Origin of the sequence: Azonexus sp., from assembly GCF_036170495.1 — a bacterium.
Classification (GTDB): Bacteria; Pseudomonadota; Gammaproteobacteria; order Burkholderiales; family Rhodocyclaceae; genus Azonexus.
On the sequence record NZ_JAVHPH010000247.1, the window covers coordinates 1 to 15,836 of the forward strand.

The window sequence follows — 15,836 nt, forward strand, 5'->3', positions numbered from 1 at the left end:
CCGCCGACCTCGCCCTCTATGCCGCCAAGGCCGGCGGCCGCAATGGCTGGCGTTTTGCCGAAAGCGTGCCGCCGCCAAGCGACGCCCCAAGCGCCGAGGCATGATGCCGCGATACAGCATTCACGGCCATTCACAGTAGAATGGAATTTTTCGTCATTGGTGGCCCCCAGCGGTGCCGCCCCTAACATCTCCGGAGGAACCATGCCGCTCGTCTCCATGCGCCAACTGCTCGACCACGCCGCCGAAAACGGCTACGGTCTGCCCGCCTTCAACGTCAATAACATGGAACAGGTCTGGGCCATCTGCGAAGCCGCCAGCCAGATCGACGCCCCCGTCATCATGCAGGCCTCGGCCGGCGCCCGCAAATATGCCGGCGAGCCTTTCCTGCGTCACCAGATCCTCGCCGCCCTCGAAGCCTACCCGCACCTACCCATCGTCATGCACCAGGACCACGGCCAGAGCCCGGCCGTCTGCATGGCCGCGATCCGCTCCGGCTTCACCTCGGTGATGATGGACGGCTCGCTTGAAGCCGACGGCAAGACCGTCGCCTCCTACGACTACAACGTCGGCGTCTCCAGGGAAGTGGTCAAGTTTGCCCACGCCATCGGCGTCTCGGTTGAAGCCGAACTCGGCGTCCTCGGCTCGCTCGAAACCATGAAGGGCGACAAGGAAGACGGCCACGGCGCCGACGGCCACATGACGCGCGAACAACTGCTCACCGACGTCGACCAGGCCGCCGACTTCGTCAGAGAGACCAACTGCGACGCACTGGCCATCGCCATCGGCACCAGCCACGGCGCCTACAAGTTCACCAAGCGCCCGACCGGCGACATCCTGGCCATCGACCGCATCAAGGAAATCCACGCCCGCCTCCCGAACACCCACCTGGTCATGCACGGCTCGTCGAGCGTGCCGCAGGAACTGCTCGCCGAGATCCGCGAATTCGGCGGCGACATGAAGGAAACCTACGGCGTGCCAGTCGAGGAAATCGTCAAGGGCATCGCCCACGGTGTGCGCAAGGTCAATATCGACACCGACATCCGCCTCGCCATGACCGGCGCCATCCGTCGCTACCTGTTCGAAAACCCGTCCAAGTTCGACCCGCGTGATTACCTCAAACCGGCCCGCGAAGCCGCCAAGAAAATCTGCCTGGCCCGCTTCGAAGCCTTCGGCTGCGCCGGTCGCGCCAGCCAGATCAAGGCCATGCCGCTGGAAAAGATGGCCGAGCGTTACGCCAAGGGCGAGCTCAACCAGATTGTGAAATAAGCCGAAATTTCCGGTCGACCGTGAAAGCCGCCTACAAGGGCGGCTTTTTTACGTGCGGAAACAGGTGCGCCCCCTCTCTGTTCACCTCGTCCCCCGGTTTCAGCATCAGGGCCACCAGCGCCGCGGTCAGGCCGGTCAGGGCCCAGAACATGAAGAAGCCGAGCGAGTAGACGACCAGCGGGCTCCAGTACACCGGCTCGCCGAACAGGTAGAGCAGTTTCGGGTCGATGAAGGTGAAGAAAAATGCTTCGCCGGCAATGGCGGTAAAGAAGGAAAGAAACAGCAGGTTGATCCATTTCGGCATGGGGGTCTCCGTGAATGATCGAAGGCGTACAGCGCTGACCGGGCGGGGGGACGTATCTCGGCGTTCTTTAGACTGCGGATTGGCGCAAAGTTCGAAAGAAAAATGCGCCTCGACCAGGTGGGCGGCGCCGGAGCTGACTTCATTTTTGGCCGTTTTTTCCGGTTGACCGTAACGACAAGCCGACGCCCTGCAACGCGCCGATGATCGCGTCGTAGCGATGCGAGTCACTATCCTTTCCTGCCCCATGGACGGCCGAGCCGGCGACGCCGGCGCCGGATGCGGTGACCTTGCCGACCTCTTCGCCGAGCCCGGCGAAATCGGTGGAGAGGATGCGGAGGGCGCGATGAAATCAGCTCGGCCGAAAAAAAGCGGCCCCAGACTGCGGGGCCGCAAACGCAAGGGTCAGCAGAGTGGTGCCCGGTTTGGTCAGCGGTAGGCGGCAGCTATTTTTTCCAGAGACACGGGTTTGATGCGGCTGGCTTGACCGGCGCTGCCGAAGGCCTCGAAGCGCTGGCGGCAGAGGTCGCGCGCCGCGACGACGGCGGCTTTCAAAAAGGCCCGCGGGTCGAATTCCTCCGGCTTTTCGGCCATCGCCTTGCGCATGGCGCCGGTCATGGCCAGCCGAATATCGGTGTCGATATTGACCTTGCGCACGCCGTGGCGGATGCCTTCGACGATCTCCTCGACCGGCACGCCGTAGGTTTCCTTGATCGCACCGCCGTACTGGCGGATCACCGCCAGCCATTCCTGCGGCACGCTGCTCGAACCATGCATGACCAGATGGGTGTTGGGAAGGCGGGCGTGGATGGCCTTGATGCGGTCGATGGCGAGGATTTCGCCGGTCGGCGGCCGGGTGAATTTGTAGGCGCCGTGGCTGGTGCCGATGGCGATGGCCAGGGCGTCGACGCCGGTCTTGTCGACAAAGTCGGCGGCCTCTTCGGGGTCAGTCAGCAGTTGCGCGTGGGCTAGCTTGCCGGCGGCGCCGATGCCGTCTTCCTCGCCCGCCTCGCCGGTTTCCAGCGAGCCGAGGCAGCCCAGTTCGCCTTCGACCGAGACGCCGATGGCGTGAGCCATCTCGACCACCTTGCGGGTGACCAGGACGTTGTAGGCGTAGTTGGCCGGCGTCTTGCCGTCCGGGCCCAGCGAGCCGTCCATCATGACACTCGAAAAACCGCTGCGCATCGACTGCTGGCAGACGGCCGGCGAGGTGCCGTGGTCCTGGTGCAGGCAGACGGGGATGTCCGGGTATTGCTCGATGGCGGCTTCGACCAGCTTGCGCAGGAAGGGCTCGCCGGCGTATTTGCGGGCGCCGGCCGAGGCCTGCAGGATGACCGGGCTGTCGCAGGCTTCGGCGGCCTGCATGATGGCCTGGATCTGCTCCAGGTTATTGACGTTGAAGGCGGGTAGACCGTAGCGGTGCTCGGCCGCGTGGTCGAGCAGTTGGCGCAGGGAAATGAGGGCCATGGCGTGTCCTTAATGTTTGGGGGAAGCGGTAACAAAATGAAGCGCAGCGGTTCTGGCTAGGCGCGCCGCCGCAGACAGTACGATGGGTACGACAAGGCGGCGCAACGACGCCAGAATCATTTTGTTGGCGCTGCCGAAATGTGGCGCACGAGGCGCAGCAGGTTGCAGGTGTAGCCGTACTCGTTGTCGTACCAGGCGACGACCTTGACGAAGGTCGGGTCGAGCGCGATGCCGGCGCCGGCGTCGAAAATCGACGGCTTCGGGCAACCGCGAAAATCGGTGGAAACCACTTTTTCATCGGTATAGCCGAGGACGCTCTTGAGCGGCCCCTTGCTCGAAGCGGCCTGCATCGCGGCGCAGATTTCCTCGTAGGTCGCCGGCTTTTCGAGCTCGACGGTCAGGTCGACCACCGAGACGTCGGAGGTCGGCACCCGGAAGGCCATGCCGGTCAGCTTCTTGTTCAGCGCCGGGATGACCTTGCCGACAGCGATGGCGGCGCCGGTCGAGGACGGGATGATGTTTTCCAGAATGCCGCGCCCGCCGCGCCAATCCTTGCCGGAGGGGCCGTCGACGGTCTTTTGCGTGGCGGTGGCGGCATGCACGGTGCTCATCAGGCCGCGCCTGATGCCGAAGTTGTCGTTGAGCACCTTGGCCACCGGGGCCAGGCCGTTGGTCGTGCAGGAAGCGGCCGAAACGATGTCCTCACCGGCGTAGGTATTGTGATTGACGCCGTAGACGAACATCGGCGTCGCATCCTTGGCCGGGGCCGACTGGACGACCTTGCGGGCGCCGGCATGGACGTGCTTGAGGCAGCTTTCATGGGTCAGGAAATGACCGGTTGCTTCGATCACCACGTCGGCTTTGACCTCGCCCCAGGCCAGCGCCTCGGGATGGCGCTCGGCGCTCAGGCGGATACGCCGGCCATCGACCAGCAGGTGGTTGCCGTCGACCAAAACCTCGCCGTCGAAATTGCCGTGCACCGAGTCGTACTTGAGCAGGTAGGCGAGGTAGTCCGGTTCGAGCAGGTCGTTGATGGCGACCACTTCGATGTCGGCGAACTCCGCCTCTTTGGCGATGGCGCGAAAGGCCATGCGCCCGATCCGGCCGAAGCCGTTGATAGCCACCCGTATGGGCATGGGGTTTCTCCTGATAGTTGTCATTAAATCTGCAATAAATAGCCCAGGCTCCGTTCGGGCTGAACCTGTCGAAGCCCCTGCTGGACGGCCCTTCGACAAGCCCGTCCTGAGCAGGGTCGAAGGGCTCAGGGCGAACGGTTAATTGATAGCCGAGAAAATAGTTATTGGTCGGTAGCTAAAAACTAGCGACTACCGACTCGCGACTAGAAGTCGCCATCGCTCCCTCCCGCACTGACGATGGTGCGCAGCACGGTTTGCGCCAGGTGGTCGGCGGACAGGCCGTAGTGGTCGTAGAGCACCGGGGCCGGGGCCGAGGCGCCGAATTCGTCGATGCCGAGCACGTCGCCGTCGAGGCCGACGTATTTGTGCCAGAAGTCGGTCTGCCCGGCTTCGATGGCGACGCGGCAGACGTCCGGCGGCAGCACGCGCTTTTTCCACGTCGACGACTGCTGGTCAAAGCGCCGCGTGCAGGGCATCGAGACGACGCGCACGGCGACCCCGCCGGCCTTCAGGATGGCCTGCGCCTGCATGGCGATGGCGACTTCGGAGCCGGTGGCGATGATCACCGCCTGTAAAGGCCCGTCGGCTTCGGAGAGCACGTAGCCGCCCCGGCTGGCACCTTCCGCCCGGCTCGCCGCGCCGCCGTATTGCGGCAGGTTTTGACGCGACAAAAAGAGGGCGGAAGGTCCGCTGTTGTCACCGCAGCGCTCGAGCGCTGCGGCCCAGGCGATGGCTGTTTCCAGCTCGTCGCAGGGCCGCCACAGGTCGAGGCCGGGAATGATGCGCAGGCTGCTGGCGTGCTCGACCGGCTGGTGGGTCGGGCCATCCTCGCCGAGGCCGATCGAGTCGTGGGTCAGGACATGGACGACGCGCTGCTTCATGAGCGCGCTCATCCGGATGGCGTTGCGGGCGTAGTCGGAGAACACGGCAAAGGTGCCGCCGTAGGGGATCAGCCCGCCGTGCAGCGCGACGCCGTTCATGATCGCCGTCATGCCGAATTCGCGGACGCCGTAGGAAATGTAGTTGGCCTGCCGCTCGCCAGCCTCGTGCAAGGCGACGCTGCCCTTGCCGGCGGTCAGGTTGGAGCCGGTCAGGTCAGCCGAACCGCCGAGCAGTTCGGGCACGCGGTCGACCAGCCAATCGAGGCAATTTTGCGACGACTTGCGGGTGGCGATGGCGCCTTCCTTGCGGCCGGCCATGGCGAGCAGCTCGCCTCTGATTTCGGGCCATTTTTCCGGTAGACCGTGGGATTGGGTGCGCTCGAACTCGCCGGCAAGTTCGGGGTATTTGGCGCGGTAGGCAGCGAACTTGTTGTGCCAGCTGGCTTCGGCAGCAGCGCCAGTGGCCCGCGCATTCCACGCGGCGCGCAGGCTGTCCGGCACGTCGAATGGCCCATGCGACCAGTTGAGCGCGGCGCGGGTGGCGGCCGTTTCGTCGGCACCGAGCGGGGCGCCATGGACGTCGTGCGAACCGGCCTTGTTCGGCGAGCCCCAACCGATCTGGGTGCGGCAGACGATCAGCGTCGGCTGACCGGTCACCGCCGTGGCCTCGGCGATGGCCGCGCTGAGTGCCGCCGAATCATGGCCGTCGATCGGACCGATGACATGCCAGCCGTAGGCGCGGAAGCGGGCCGGGGTGTCGTCGCGGAACCAACCTTTGACATGGCCGTCGATGGAAATCCCGTTGTCGTCGTAGAAGCAGGTCAGCTTGTCGAGGCCCCAGACACCGGCCAGCGAGCCGGCTTCGTGGCTGATGCCTTCCATCAGGCAGCCGTCGCCGACGAAGACCCAGGTGCGGTGATCGACGATGGCGCAGCCCGGCCGGTTGTAGCGCTGGGCCAGCAGCTTTTCGGCCAGGGCCATGCCGACGGCGTTGGTCAGCCCTTGGCCGAGCGGGCCGGTGGTCGTTTCGACGCCGGGCGTGTGGCCGACCTCCGGGTGGCCGGCGGTGCGGCTGCCGAACTGGCGGAAATTCTTCAGGTCGTCGATGCCGAGGTCGTAGCCCGTCAGGTGGAGCAGCGCGTAGAGCAGCATCGAGCCGTGGCCGTTCGACAGCACGAAACGGTCGCGGTCGGCCCATTGCGGGTTGGCCGGATTGTGTTTGAGGTGGTCACGCCACAGCACTTCGGCGATGTCGGCCATGCCCATCGGGGCGCCGGGGTGGCCGGACTTGGCCTGGTTGACGGCGTCGATGGCGAGGAAGCGGACGGCGTTGGCCAGTTCGCGGCGGAAAGTAGTTTCGGTCATGTCTCGTTCCATTTCGGTCTCCATTACTTCCGTTCGCCCTGAGCCCTTCGACCCTACTCAGGACAGGCCTGTCGAAGGGCAAGCCCGATAAATCAGGGGCTTCGACGGGCTCAGCCCGAACGGTGGTCAATCAATCAGCGGCTCCCTAGGCGCGCCGCTTGTGGTCCATCAAGCGCAGGACCATCGGCGTGAATATCATCTGCATGGCCAGGCCCATCTTGCCGCCGGGGACGACCAGCGTGTTCGGGCGGGTCATCATGGCGCCGTGCAGGATGTTGATGAGGTACTGGAAGTCGATGCCCTTCGGATTGGCGAAGCGGATCACCACCATGCTTTCGTCGGCGCTCGGGATGTCGCGGGCGATGAAGGGATTCGAGGTATCGACAATGGGCACGCGCTGGAAATTGACGTGGGTGCGCGAGAACTGCGGGCAGAGGTGGCTGACGTAGTCCGGCATGCGGCGCAGGATGGTGTCGGTCACCGCCTCCTGCGAATAGCCGCGCATCTTCTGGTCGCGGTGCAGCTTCTGGATCCATTCGAGGTTGATGGTCGGCACGACGCCAACGCAGAGATCGACCTGCTTGGCGATGTCGATCTGGTCATCGGCGTAGGCGCCGTGCAGACCTTCGTAGAACATCAGGTCGGTGGTCGCGGTGATCTCCTGCCACGGCGTGAAGGTGCCCGGCTGCTGGCCGAAAGGCTCCGCCTCGCCGGCATCGTGCAGGTATTTGCGGACCTTGCCGGTGCCGTTCTGGCCGTAGGCGATGAACAGATCCTGCAGTTCCTCAAGCAGATTGGCCTCCGGCCCGAAGTGGCTGAAGTTGCGATTGCCGGCCTCTTCCTGCGCCTTCATTTCGGCGCGCATGGCCAGGCGGTCGTAGCGATGGAAGGAATCGCCCTCGACGATCTGGGCATCGAGGCACTCGCGGCGGAAGATGTGCTGGAAGCTCTGCATCACCGTGCTGGTGCCGGCGCCGGACGAGCCGGTGATGGCGATGATGGGGTGTTTGACGGACATTGTTGCCTCCCTGCGGATATGAATGCTGTGCCCTATGGAACCACTGATCTCTTCCAAACCGTTCGGGCTGAGCCTGTCGAAGCCCTTGGTACACGGCCCTTCGACAGGCCTGTCCTGAGCAGGGTCGAAGGGCTCAGGGCGAACGGATTAAGTCGGCGTTTCCCCTAGGCTGAGTCGCGGAACAGCGAGCGTTCCGAAAACAGCGGCGAGACGAAGGGGCGGTCGGCGCCGCTGTCGTATTCCTGGTGGTAGCGCTCCAGCCGCTCGACCTCGTTCTTCGAGCCGAGGATGACCGGCAGGCGCTGGTGCAGGCTGTCCGGCACCACGTCGAGGATGCGCTGGCGGCCGGTGCTCGCCGCGCCGCCAGCCTGCTCGATCAGCATCGCCATCGGGTTGGCTTCGTAGAGCAGGCGCAGACGGCCCGGCTTGCTCGGGTCCTTGCTGTCCTTCGGGTACATGAAGATGCCGCCGCGGATCAGGATGCGGTGCACTTCGGCGACCATCGAGGCGATCCAGCGGGTGTTGAAATCCTCGCCACGGACGCCCGTCTTGCCGGCCTTGCATTCGCTGACATAGCGCTGCACCGGCGGCTCCCAGAAACGCTCGTTGGAAGTGTTGATGGCGAACTCCCGGGTGTCTTCCGGGACGTGGATGTTCGCGTGGGTCAGGATGAAGTTGCCGCTCTCGCGGTCCAGCGTGAAGCCGTGCGTGCCGTTGCCCAGGGTCAGCACCATCATCGTCGATGGACCGTAGATGGCGTAGCCGGCAGCCACCTGCTCGCTGCCTTGGCGCAAGAAATCGCCAAGTTGCGCATCGCCCACGACCATAGAATCAACGGCTTGCCCTAGGGTCGACCGCGAAAATATCGAAAAAATGGTGCCGACCGAGACATTGACGTCGCTGTTCGACGAACCGTCGAGCGGGTCGAAAACCAGCAGGTAACGGCCGCGCGGGTATTCGGCAGGGATCGGGTACGGATCATCCATTTCCTCGGAGGCCATGCCGGCCAGCTGGCCGCCCCACTCGCAATGGCGCAGGATGGCCTCGTTGGTCAGCACATCGAGCTTCTTCTGCACCTCGCCCTGGATATTGGTGCTGTCCAGCGCGCCGTGATGGCCGGCCAGCGCGCCTTTGGCGACCATCGCCGAGATCGTCTTGACGGCGGCGGCGACGTCGATGAGCAGGGCGCCGAGTTCGCCGTGGCTGGCGCGGGTGTTTTCGATGACGAATTTCGAGAGGGTCGTACGGCCGAATTGCATGGTGTCTCCAATCATTCTTGTGTTACCGCATTGGCAGCCAAGATAAGTGACTTGTTAATTAAGTAACAGTCAAAGTTTCTTATCAACCAAGTAAGCCATTGCTTATCATCCATGGATTTACCGGCCACTTCACGATTTCGCCACCTCGATCAAGGTTCCGGCGACTTCGTGCCCAACGAGATGCCGACGCCGGCCGGATATAAAATGCGGCTCTTCGCCGCCACCCTGCAGCCCTAACTCGTCAAAAGGAAACACAATGTCCGGACACGGCTTTCACGTTCATGGCCCGCACGATCACGAAGTCGAACACGTCGCCCAGCATGGCGGCGACACCTTCACGTCGCGCATCGCGGTGCTCACCGCCGTCCTGTCGACCGTCGGCGCCATCTTCGGCTACCTGGGCGGCCACTCGCAGAACGCCGCCCTGCTCTACAAGAACGACGCCGCCATCGAGAAGACGTCGGCCTCCAACCAGTGGAACTACTACCAGGCCAAGAGCAACAAGCAAAATCTGGCCGAACTGTCGGTCGTCCTGACCCACGGCGAGGAGCAGGAAAAATTCAAACAGGCCATCGAGCGCTACAAGAAGGAAAAGGACGAGATCAAGACCGAGGCCGAGAAGCTCGAAGCCGAAGCCAAGGCCGCCGATCAACACAGCGAAAAGGAAATGCACGTCCACGAGCGCTGGGCCCTGGCCACCACGCTGATCCAGATCGCCATCGCCCTCTCCGCCATCACCCTGCTCACCCGCAAACGCTGGATGCTGGTCGGCGTCTACGGTTCCACCGGCCTCGGGCTGGTCGCCGGGGTCATGGGCTACCTGCACCTCTGAGCGGCGTGTCGCGTCTGCGCGCCCTGCTCGCCGGGCTGGCCGGTTGCCTGCTGGCGGCCATCGCGACGGCCGGCGAGCCCTGTCGTATCGCCTTCGACATGGGCTCCTCGGGCATCCGCGCCGGCCAGGCCGGCCGGGCGGAAGTCATGCGCGCCGACATCGACTACCTCGGCCCGCTGTCGGCCGGGCGCGGGCTGGCCGAAACGCTGCCGCCGACCATCGCCGCCCTGCGCAGCCTGCCGGCCAGCGGCGGCTTCGGCCAAGACTGCGCCCGACTGGGCGGCGGCTTCTCGGCCTGGCGCATCGCCGCCCAGGTCGACCGCAAACAGCTGGCCGCCGACCTCGCCGGCATCCGCCAGGCCAGCGGCGTCGCCGTACTGGTCATTCCGCAGCGCCAGGAAGGTGCCTACGGCTATCAAGGAGCCCGCCAGCTACTGGGCGACCGGCTGACAACCAGCCACATCCTCGACATCGGCGGCGGCAGCCTGCAGATTGCCGGCGCCAGCCACTCCTTCGGCGCCCTGTTCGGCCAGAAATTGTGGCACCGCGAACTGTGCCAGGCCCTGCGCCAGACAACGGAACTGCCCTGCGCCTTGCAGCCGATGACCCCGCCGGAAGTGGACCGCGCCCGCGCCCTGCTCCGTAGCCGCCTGCACGGCATCGCCCGCGACCTGCCGCACGGCGCGACGATGACGGCCATCAGCCGCCCGATAACACGCGGTGTCGCCCCGGCCGTCGCCCGCCTGTTCAACCGCCCGGCCCTGGGCGAAATATCGCCCACCCTGTTGCGCGCCACGCTCGAACTGCACGCCGGCCTCAGCCGCGACGAGATGGCCCGCCAGCTGGGCAGCGACCCCCGGCACGCCGCCTACCTGATTTCCGACCTGCTACTGGTCGAAGGGCTGGTCGAAGCCACCGGCGGCCACGACCTGCGCATCGCCGAGATCGACCTCACCAACCTGCCCGGCTTGCTCGCCGACAACCGCGGCTACCGCTGGGCGGCGCAACACGACTGCTACCTGCGGCGCCTGCGCACGATAGGCGTTGGCGCCTATTTCAGCGATCCGGCCACCTGCCGGCGGTAATTTTTGTATCGCGCCGCTGCCCCGACAATTTCAAATTTGGCCCTTATTTCCAGTTGACCGTAGCACGCCCGATTTCCCGTCCCGCCGCGCAAAACTCAAGTTCGCCCCGACATCGGCCGTAATGGTCAATACACCAAGCAACCCGGGAGCGAGACCATGAGCGAAAAAGAAGCCAAAGACAGCCAGGAGCAGCCCGCCAAGGCGCGATCATTTGAAAAGTTGACAGTGATCCTGGTTGCCGTCGCCCTCGTGCTGACGCTGGCCAACACCGTGCTCATCGTCATGAACCCGACCGCCAAAAAGGTCGAGCAATTCAACGAAGAGCTCAAGACCGACCTGGCCGACAGCGTGGCGTCGCTGCACAAGAAAATCGACGGACTGCGCTCGGCCGAGGTCGAATGGCAGTCCGTGCTCAAAAAAGCTCAGGCCAAGCCCGATGCCACCTACAAGGTCATCAACACCAAGGACGGCTACCTGACGCTGACCGAAATCGAAAAAGCCGAAACCGCACCGGCACAGTAAATTGCCGGGCCGGTAGAACGCGGCTGATTTTTGGCCAATATTTCCGGTTGACCGCAGGACTCAGAGGCAACGGCGCCGGTGGCGGCCGAAACGAGCCGCATGCCGGGCAGCACGGGAGGGGCCGGTCATCTGGCCGCGCCCCTCGCCCGAGGCAACGACGGCCGCTTACAGCGTCTTGCCGGTGAGCTTTTCGTAAGCCTCGATGTACTTGGCGCTGGTCTTGGCGATGACGTCGGCTGGCAGCTTCGGGCCGGGGGCGACTTTGCCCCAGTCCAGGGTTTCGAGGTAGTCGCGGACGAACTGTTTGTCGTAGGAGGGCGGGTTCTTGCCTTCTTCGTACTGGTCGGCCGGCCAGAAACGCGAGGAGTCCGGGGTCAGGGCTTCGTCGATGAGGTGCAGGGTGCCGGCGGCGTCGATACCGAATTCGAACTTGGTGTCGGCGATGATGATGCCGCGGGTACGGGCGTAGATGGCGGCTTCTTCGTAGAGGCGGATGGCGGCGAGGCGGGCTTCGTCGGCCAGTTGGGCGCCGTTCTTGCCGGTGCCGGCCAGCGCTTCGGCAAGGTCGGCTGCGCAGTTGGCCTGGGCGACGGCGAAGGAGACGTTTTCGTCATGGTCGCCGACGGCCGCCTTGGTGGCCGGCGTGAAGATTGGCGACGGCAGCTTGGCGGCCATCTTCAGGCCAGCCGGCAGGGCGATGCCGCAGATGGCACCGGTCTGCTGGTAATCCTTCCAGCCGGAACCGATGACGTAGCCGCGGACCACAGCCTCGATCGGCAGCGGCTTGAGGCGCTTGACAACGACGGCGCGGCCACGCACCTGCTCGCGCTCGTTGGCGGCGACGACGGATTCGGGATCGATGCCGGTCAGCTGGTTGGGCACGATGTGGCCGAGTTTCTCGAACCAGAAATTGGCGACGGCCTGCAGGACTTCGCCCTTGCGCGGAATCGGGTCGGGCAGGATGACGTCGAAGGCGGACAGGCGGTCAGTCGTAACGATCAGCAGCTTGTCGGCGTCAACGGCGTAGATGTCGCGAACCTTGCCCTTGTTGAGCAGGGGCAGGCTGGTGATGGTGGATTCGAAAAGTGGAGCGGTCACGATAGTGTTCCCGAAGGCAAAACGCGCATTATAAATTAACCTGGCGGCAGGCGTTGGATGCGTCCGGCCACCAGGCTTTCGACCTGGCTCAGCCCGAACGGCGGTCGGTTACCAAAATAAAGCCTTCGCTACCCGCCGGCTCAAGCGATGGCGCGGGGATTTCGCCGCCGGCGATCAGGATGCCGTAGGCCAGGCCGAGGAGATCGGCGCTGCCGCCGATGGTCAGGTTCATCCGGATATAGTCCCGGTTCAGCCCCTTGAGATAAGCGATGTAGTCGTCGCCGCACGCAATCATTTGTTCCAGTTGTCGGCCGTCCCGCTTGACTCGGGCCAGCCCGGCCGGTCCGCCGCGATGCAGCGTCGTGGTGTCGTCGACGGTCTGCATCAGGCGCGCCAGCATGGCAAAGGAGGCCTCGTTGAAGCAGCCCCGGCGCTGCATCGCGGCGCGAAAAGCCGGCAGCGCCTGGTCGAAGACAGCCGGAAAACCACGCAGCGATTCCGCCACGATTCCCCCGGCGCCATAGCGTTCCCTGGCCTGGCTGCCATGACTGGAGCGATCCCGGTCGGCCCTGAAAAAAATGCCGGCCAGCCCCGACAACGCCTGCCGAATGGCCGGCTCGTCCGACGAGGCTGCCCGCCAGCGGGCGATCAGCAACATGCCGCTGAGAAAGACGTAGCCCTTGTGGGTATTGGTGCCCAGACTTTCCTGCAAGCGCCGCTCGGTGCGCAGGCCGATCTTCTTCTGACAGAGAAACGGCTCGCCTTCGGCCAGTGAGCGGACGATTTCATCCAGATAATCGGCCACGATGCGGATCGATCGTTCCATGATGGCCAGCGACAGGTCGGGATGCGCGCCGCAATCGGCCAGGTCGACCAGACCCGGTTTGGGCGTCAGGTAGAGCTCCAGCGCCGCGCCCTGGACTAGCGCGCCGGCCAGCTTCTCAAGGGCGAAAATGGGCGAGCAGTTCATGGGCTAATGCGATGACTTCGCCGCTGGCGTGCCGCCGGGTACGCATGCAGTCGACGGCCGGCTGGTCGCAGAGCAGGCAGCGTCGGGCCGGCAGGCCGAGGTGGGCACGGCCGATCTGGCCGCTTGCCGGCGAGTAAACATCGAGATCAAGCAGGCGGCCGGCTGGATGGCTTTCCTCGATGACTATGCACAGCCGCTTGACCGCGAGCGGTTCGGCGTCGAGCACGCGCAGGGCGAAATGCCCGAGGGCGTCGCGATCTACAGCCAGCAGCAAGGATCCGGGAAAGGTTTCGGCGATCTGTTCGCCGCCCCGGCGAAACAGCGCCGTTGCGCCGGGCGGCGACTTGTCGGGGCCCGGCAGGTTGAGCGAGACGAACAGGACCGCCGGCCGCCCGCCGCACAGGGCGCGGGACAGCAGCTCCTGGCGGGCGTCCCGGGCGGCCAGGAACCTATTGGCGAACTTGACGGACGACATCGATGATCGAGCCATCGCGATATTCGATCAGGCCGACGACCTTGTCGTCGAACTCGATCGGCCGCGGCACGCCGGTGATGGCGTAGACCTCGTCGCGCAACTGGTGGATGTCCTTGACCGGGGCGCGCATCCGGATCAGTTCCGCCTTCAGCTCGGGCAGCCGGTCGTTGACCGCGATGCCGCGTTCGGTGACGACGACGCCGACCGTTTCTCCCGGCGTCGTGATCGTCGTCACGGCGTCGCGGACGATGGGCAGACGGCCGCGGATGGCCGGGGCGACGACGATGGCCAGCTTGGCGCCGGCGGCGACGTCGCAATGGCCGCCGGTGTTGTGCAGCAGATAACCCATCGACTCGGTATTGACGTTGACGTTGAAATCGACGTCGATTTCGGTGGCGCTCAATATTGCGCAATCGAGGCGGTTGACCACGGAGCCGCAGTTGAACGGGTTGGCGTAGGTGCCGGCGGTCATTTCCTGGTGCTTGCGGTTGCGGCCGATCGACTCGACTGCCTTCAAATCGAAGCACTGGACGTCGAACAGCGCTTCGAACAGCCCTTCCTCCAGCATGTCGACAAAATAGCCGGTGATGCCGCCGCAGCCGAAGCTGCCCTTGACCTTGCCCTGGCGCATCATGTTGCGGACATGCTCGGCGACGGCCAGCGAGATGCCGCCGGTGCCGGTCTGGAACGAGAAGCCATCCTTCACGTAGCCCGAGGCGCGGATCACCATCGCCGCGTACTTGGCGATCTGCAGGCCGATCGGGTCGGTGGTGATGCGTGTCGTCGACGAGACGATCTTCTTCGGATCGCCCAGGCTAGTCACTTGCGCGACGAAATCGACCACCGTTTGCGGAATGCCGATCGGCACCGCCGGGAAGGGCACCAGGTTGTCGGTCACCGCGACCACCTGTTGGGCGTGCTGGGCATCCACCTGGGCGTAGCCCAGGCTGCCGCAGGCCGACGGCCCGTAGTAGCCGTTGAAGTTGCCGTACTCGTCGCAGCACGGCGCGGCCAGGAAGGCGACGTCGACCGGGACTTCGCCGCAAATCAGGGCGCGCGCCCGGCCGCCGTGGGAACGCACGGTGACCGGACAATCGAGTTCGCCCTTCGAGATCAGCTCGCCGATCGGCCCGTTGACGCCGCATTCCAGGCCCGTGATGGTGCCCTTGCGAATAAAGGGGATCAGCTCGCTGTGCACGACATGGATCGAACTGGAAGCGATTTTGATGTCGCGGATGCCCAGGGCGTCGATTTCGCGGACCAGGTCGTTCAGCAGCGAATCGCCGTTGCGCAGGCTGTGGTGGGTCGAGATGGTCATGCCGTCCTTGAGGCCGACGGCCAGGATGGCGTCGCGCAGGCCGCCGACCAGCTTGCTGCCGTTGTGGGTCAGCCGGCGGATCGCCCGCGTCGAGCGCTCGGCGTGCGGCTGCAGCGACCACGGGTCGGCGTAGGGAACCAGCTTTTTGCCGGCAAAGGTCTCCGGGATTTCCCGGCCCAGGCTATTCCGTGCCATGAATGTCCTCCTCGCTGATTTCGATATCGACCAGGCCGTGCGCCTGGGCGGTGCGCAACACCCGCGCGGCGCGGATGACGATCGGGGCGTCGATCATCTTGCCGCCGAGCGAAATGACCCCGGTGCCCATTTCGCGGGCACGCTTGATGGCGTCGATGATCTGCAGCGCGTGTTCGACCTCTTCGGCTTTCGGCGCGAAGACGGCGTGGATGACCTCGCATTGGCGCGGATTGACCATGCATTTGCCGGTGAAGCCGAGGCGCTTGATCAATTCGGTTTCGCGGCGCAGCGCGTCCATGTCGCCGACGTCGGCGAAAATCGTGTCGATAGCCTGGATGCCCGCCGCCTTGGCCGCCCACAGGACGCGCATGCGGGCGTTGAACAATTCCTCGCCGCTCTTGGTGCGCTCAATCTCCATGGTCGCCGTGTAATCCTCGGCGCCGAAGGCCAGCCCGATCAGGCGCGTCGAGGCCCTGGCCGTGCTGGTCGCGTTGATCACGCCGAGCGCCGTCTCGATTGAGGGCAGGATGCGGAAATGGCCGATGTCCAGGCCAAGCTCCTCCTCGTATTCGGTGAGCAGGGTATCCAGGCGTTCGACGATTTCCGGCGAATCGGCCTTGGGTAGCCGGATGCCGTCGGGCAGGCCGG

General features: G+C 64.8%; 15 protein-coding genes. 4 read left to right on the forward strand and 11 right to left on the reverse strand.

What is annotated here, in order from left to right; all coding sequences use genetic code 11:
• Positions 1–201: 201 nt before the first annotated feature.
• Positions 202–1,266: a class II fructose-bisphosphate aldolase gene (fba, locus tag ADADOO_RS08590; protein WP_511276728.1), complete on the forward strand. Its 1,065-nt coding sequence runs from the start codon at positions 202–204 to the stop codon at positions 1,264–1,266.
• Between the two features lie 31 nt (positions 1,267–1,297).
• Here the strand turns inward: fba (ADADOO_RS08590) and ADADOO_RS08595 are convergent, their stop codons facing one another.
• The 6 genes from ADADOO_RS08595 to ADADOO_RS08620 form a co-directional block, all read right to left on the reverse strand.
• Positions 1,298–1,570 (reverse strand): hypothetical protein, encoded by a 273-nt coding sequence (locus ADADOO_RS08595; RefSeq protein ID WP_511276730.1) that lies wholly within the window; start codon positions 1,568–1,570, stop codon positions 1,298–1,300.
• A gap of 426 nt (positions 1,571–1,996) precedes the next feature.
• The gene (gene fba / locus ADADOO_RS08600; RefSeq protein WP_511276732.1) at positions 1,997–3,034 is read right to left on the reverse strand and encodes a class II fructose-bisphosphate aldolase; all 1,038 of its coding nucleotides are present in this window, start codon (positions 3,032–3,034) and stop codon (positions 1,997–1,999) included.
• A 116-nt stretch (positions 3,035–3,150) separates the two neighbouring features.
• Entirely contained in the window at positions 3,151–4,170 is a 1,020-nt protein-coding gene (gene gap, locus ADADOO_RS08605; RefSeq protein WP_511276733.1) for a type I glyceraldehyde-3-phosphate dehydrogenase, read from the reverse strand.
• A gap of 203 nt (positions 4,171–4,373) precedes the next feature.
• Positions 4,374–6,416: a transketolase gene (gene tkt, locus ADADOO_RS08610; RefSeq protein WP_511276735.1), complete on the reverse strand. Its 2,043-nt coding sequence runs from the start codon at positions 6,414–6,416 to the stop codon at positions 4,374–4,376.
• Between the two features lie 145 nt (positions 6,417–6,561).
• On the reverse strand, positions 6,562–7,434 hold the full coding sequence (locus ADADOO_RS08615) for a phosphoribulokinase (RefSeq protein WP_511276737.1): 873 nt from the start codon (positions 7,432–7,434) through the stop codon (positions 6,562–6,564).
• 164 nt (positions 7,435–7,598) lie between these two features.
• On the reverse strand, positions 7,599–8,693 hold the full coding sequence (locus tag ADADOO_RS08620; protein WP_511276738.1) for a class 1 fructose-bisphosphatase: 1,095 nt from the start codon (positions 8,691–8,693) through the stop codon (positions 7,599–7,601).
• A 256-nt stretch (positions 8,694–8,949) separates the two neighbouring features.
• On the opposite strand from ADADOO_RS08620, the gene ADADOO_RS08625 reads away from it, so the two are divergent.
• The 3 genes from ADADOO_RS08625 (at position 8,950) to ADADOO_RS08635 (ending at position 11,132) form a co-directional block, all read left to right on the forward strand.
• Positions 8,950–9,525 carry a DUF4337 domain-containing protein gene (locus tag ADADOO_RS08625; RefSeq protein ID WP_511276739.1) on the forward strand — a complete coding sequence of 192 codons (576 nt, stop codon included), beginning with the start codon at positions 8,950–8,952 and terminating at the stop codon, positions 9,523–9,525.
• A 5-nt stretch (positions 9,526–9,530) separates the two neighbouring features.
• On the forward strand, positions 9,531–10,610 hold the full coding sequence (locus ADADOO_RS08630) for a Ppx/GppA phosphatase family protein (RefSeq protein WP_511276741.1): 1,080 nt from the start codon (positions 9,531–9,533) through the stop codon (positions 10,608–10,610).
• A gap of 156 nt (positions 10,611–10,766) precedes the next feature.
• Positions 10,767–11,132, forward strand: a complete 366-nt coding sequence (locus tag ADADOO_RS08635; RefSeq protein WP_511276743.1) for a hypothetical protein — start codon at positions 10,767–10,769, stop codon at positions 11,130–11,132.
• A 165-nt stretch (positions 11,133–11,297) separates the two neighbouring features.
• Here the strand turns inward: ADADOO_RS08635 and ADADOO_RS08640 are convergent, their stop codons facing one another.
• The 5 genes from ADADOO_RS08640 to ADADOO_RS08660 all read right to left on the reverse strand — a co-directional run.
• Positions 11,298–12,230, reverse strand: a complete 933-nt coding sequence (locus tag ADADOO_RS08640; RefSeq protein WP_511276744.1) for a phosphoribosylaminoimidazolesuccinocarboxamide synthase — start codon at positions 12,228–12,230, stop codon at positions 11,298–11,300.
• An 88-nt stretch (positions 12,231–12,318) separates the two neighbouring features.
• On the reverse strand, positions 12,319–13,200 hold the full coding sequence (locus ADADOO_RS08645; protein ID WP_511276746.1) for a triphosphoribosyl-dephospho-CoA synthase: 882 nt from the start codon (positions 13,198–13,200) through the stop codon (positions 12,319–12,321).
• Positions 13,172–13,675 (reverse strand): citrate lyase holo-[acyl-carrier protein] synthase, encoded by a 504-nt coding sequence (gene citX, locus ADADOO_RS08650; protein ID WP_511276748.1) that lies wholly within the window; start codon positions 13,673–13,675, stop codon positions 13,172–13,174. The genes ADADOO_RS08645 and citX overlap by 29 nt, the downstream gene beginning before the upstream one ends.
• A complete protein-coding gene (citF, locus tag ADADOO_RS08655; protein WP_511276750.1) occupies positions 13,650–15,188 on the reverse strand; it encodes a citrate lyase subunit alpha in 1,539 nt (512 codons plus the stop codon). Before citF ends, citX begins: the two co-directional genes overlap by 26 nt.
• Positions 15,175–15,836: aldolase/citrate lyase family protein (locus ADADOO_RS08660; RefSeq protein ID WP_511276752.1), on the reverse strand; the 662-nt coding region annotated here is incomplete at its 5' end. The genes ADADOO_RS08660 and citF, both read right to left, overlap by 14 nt.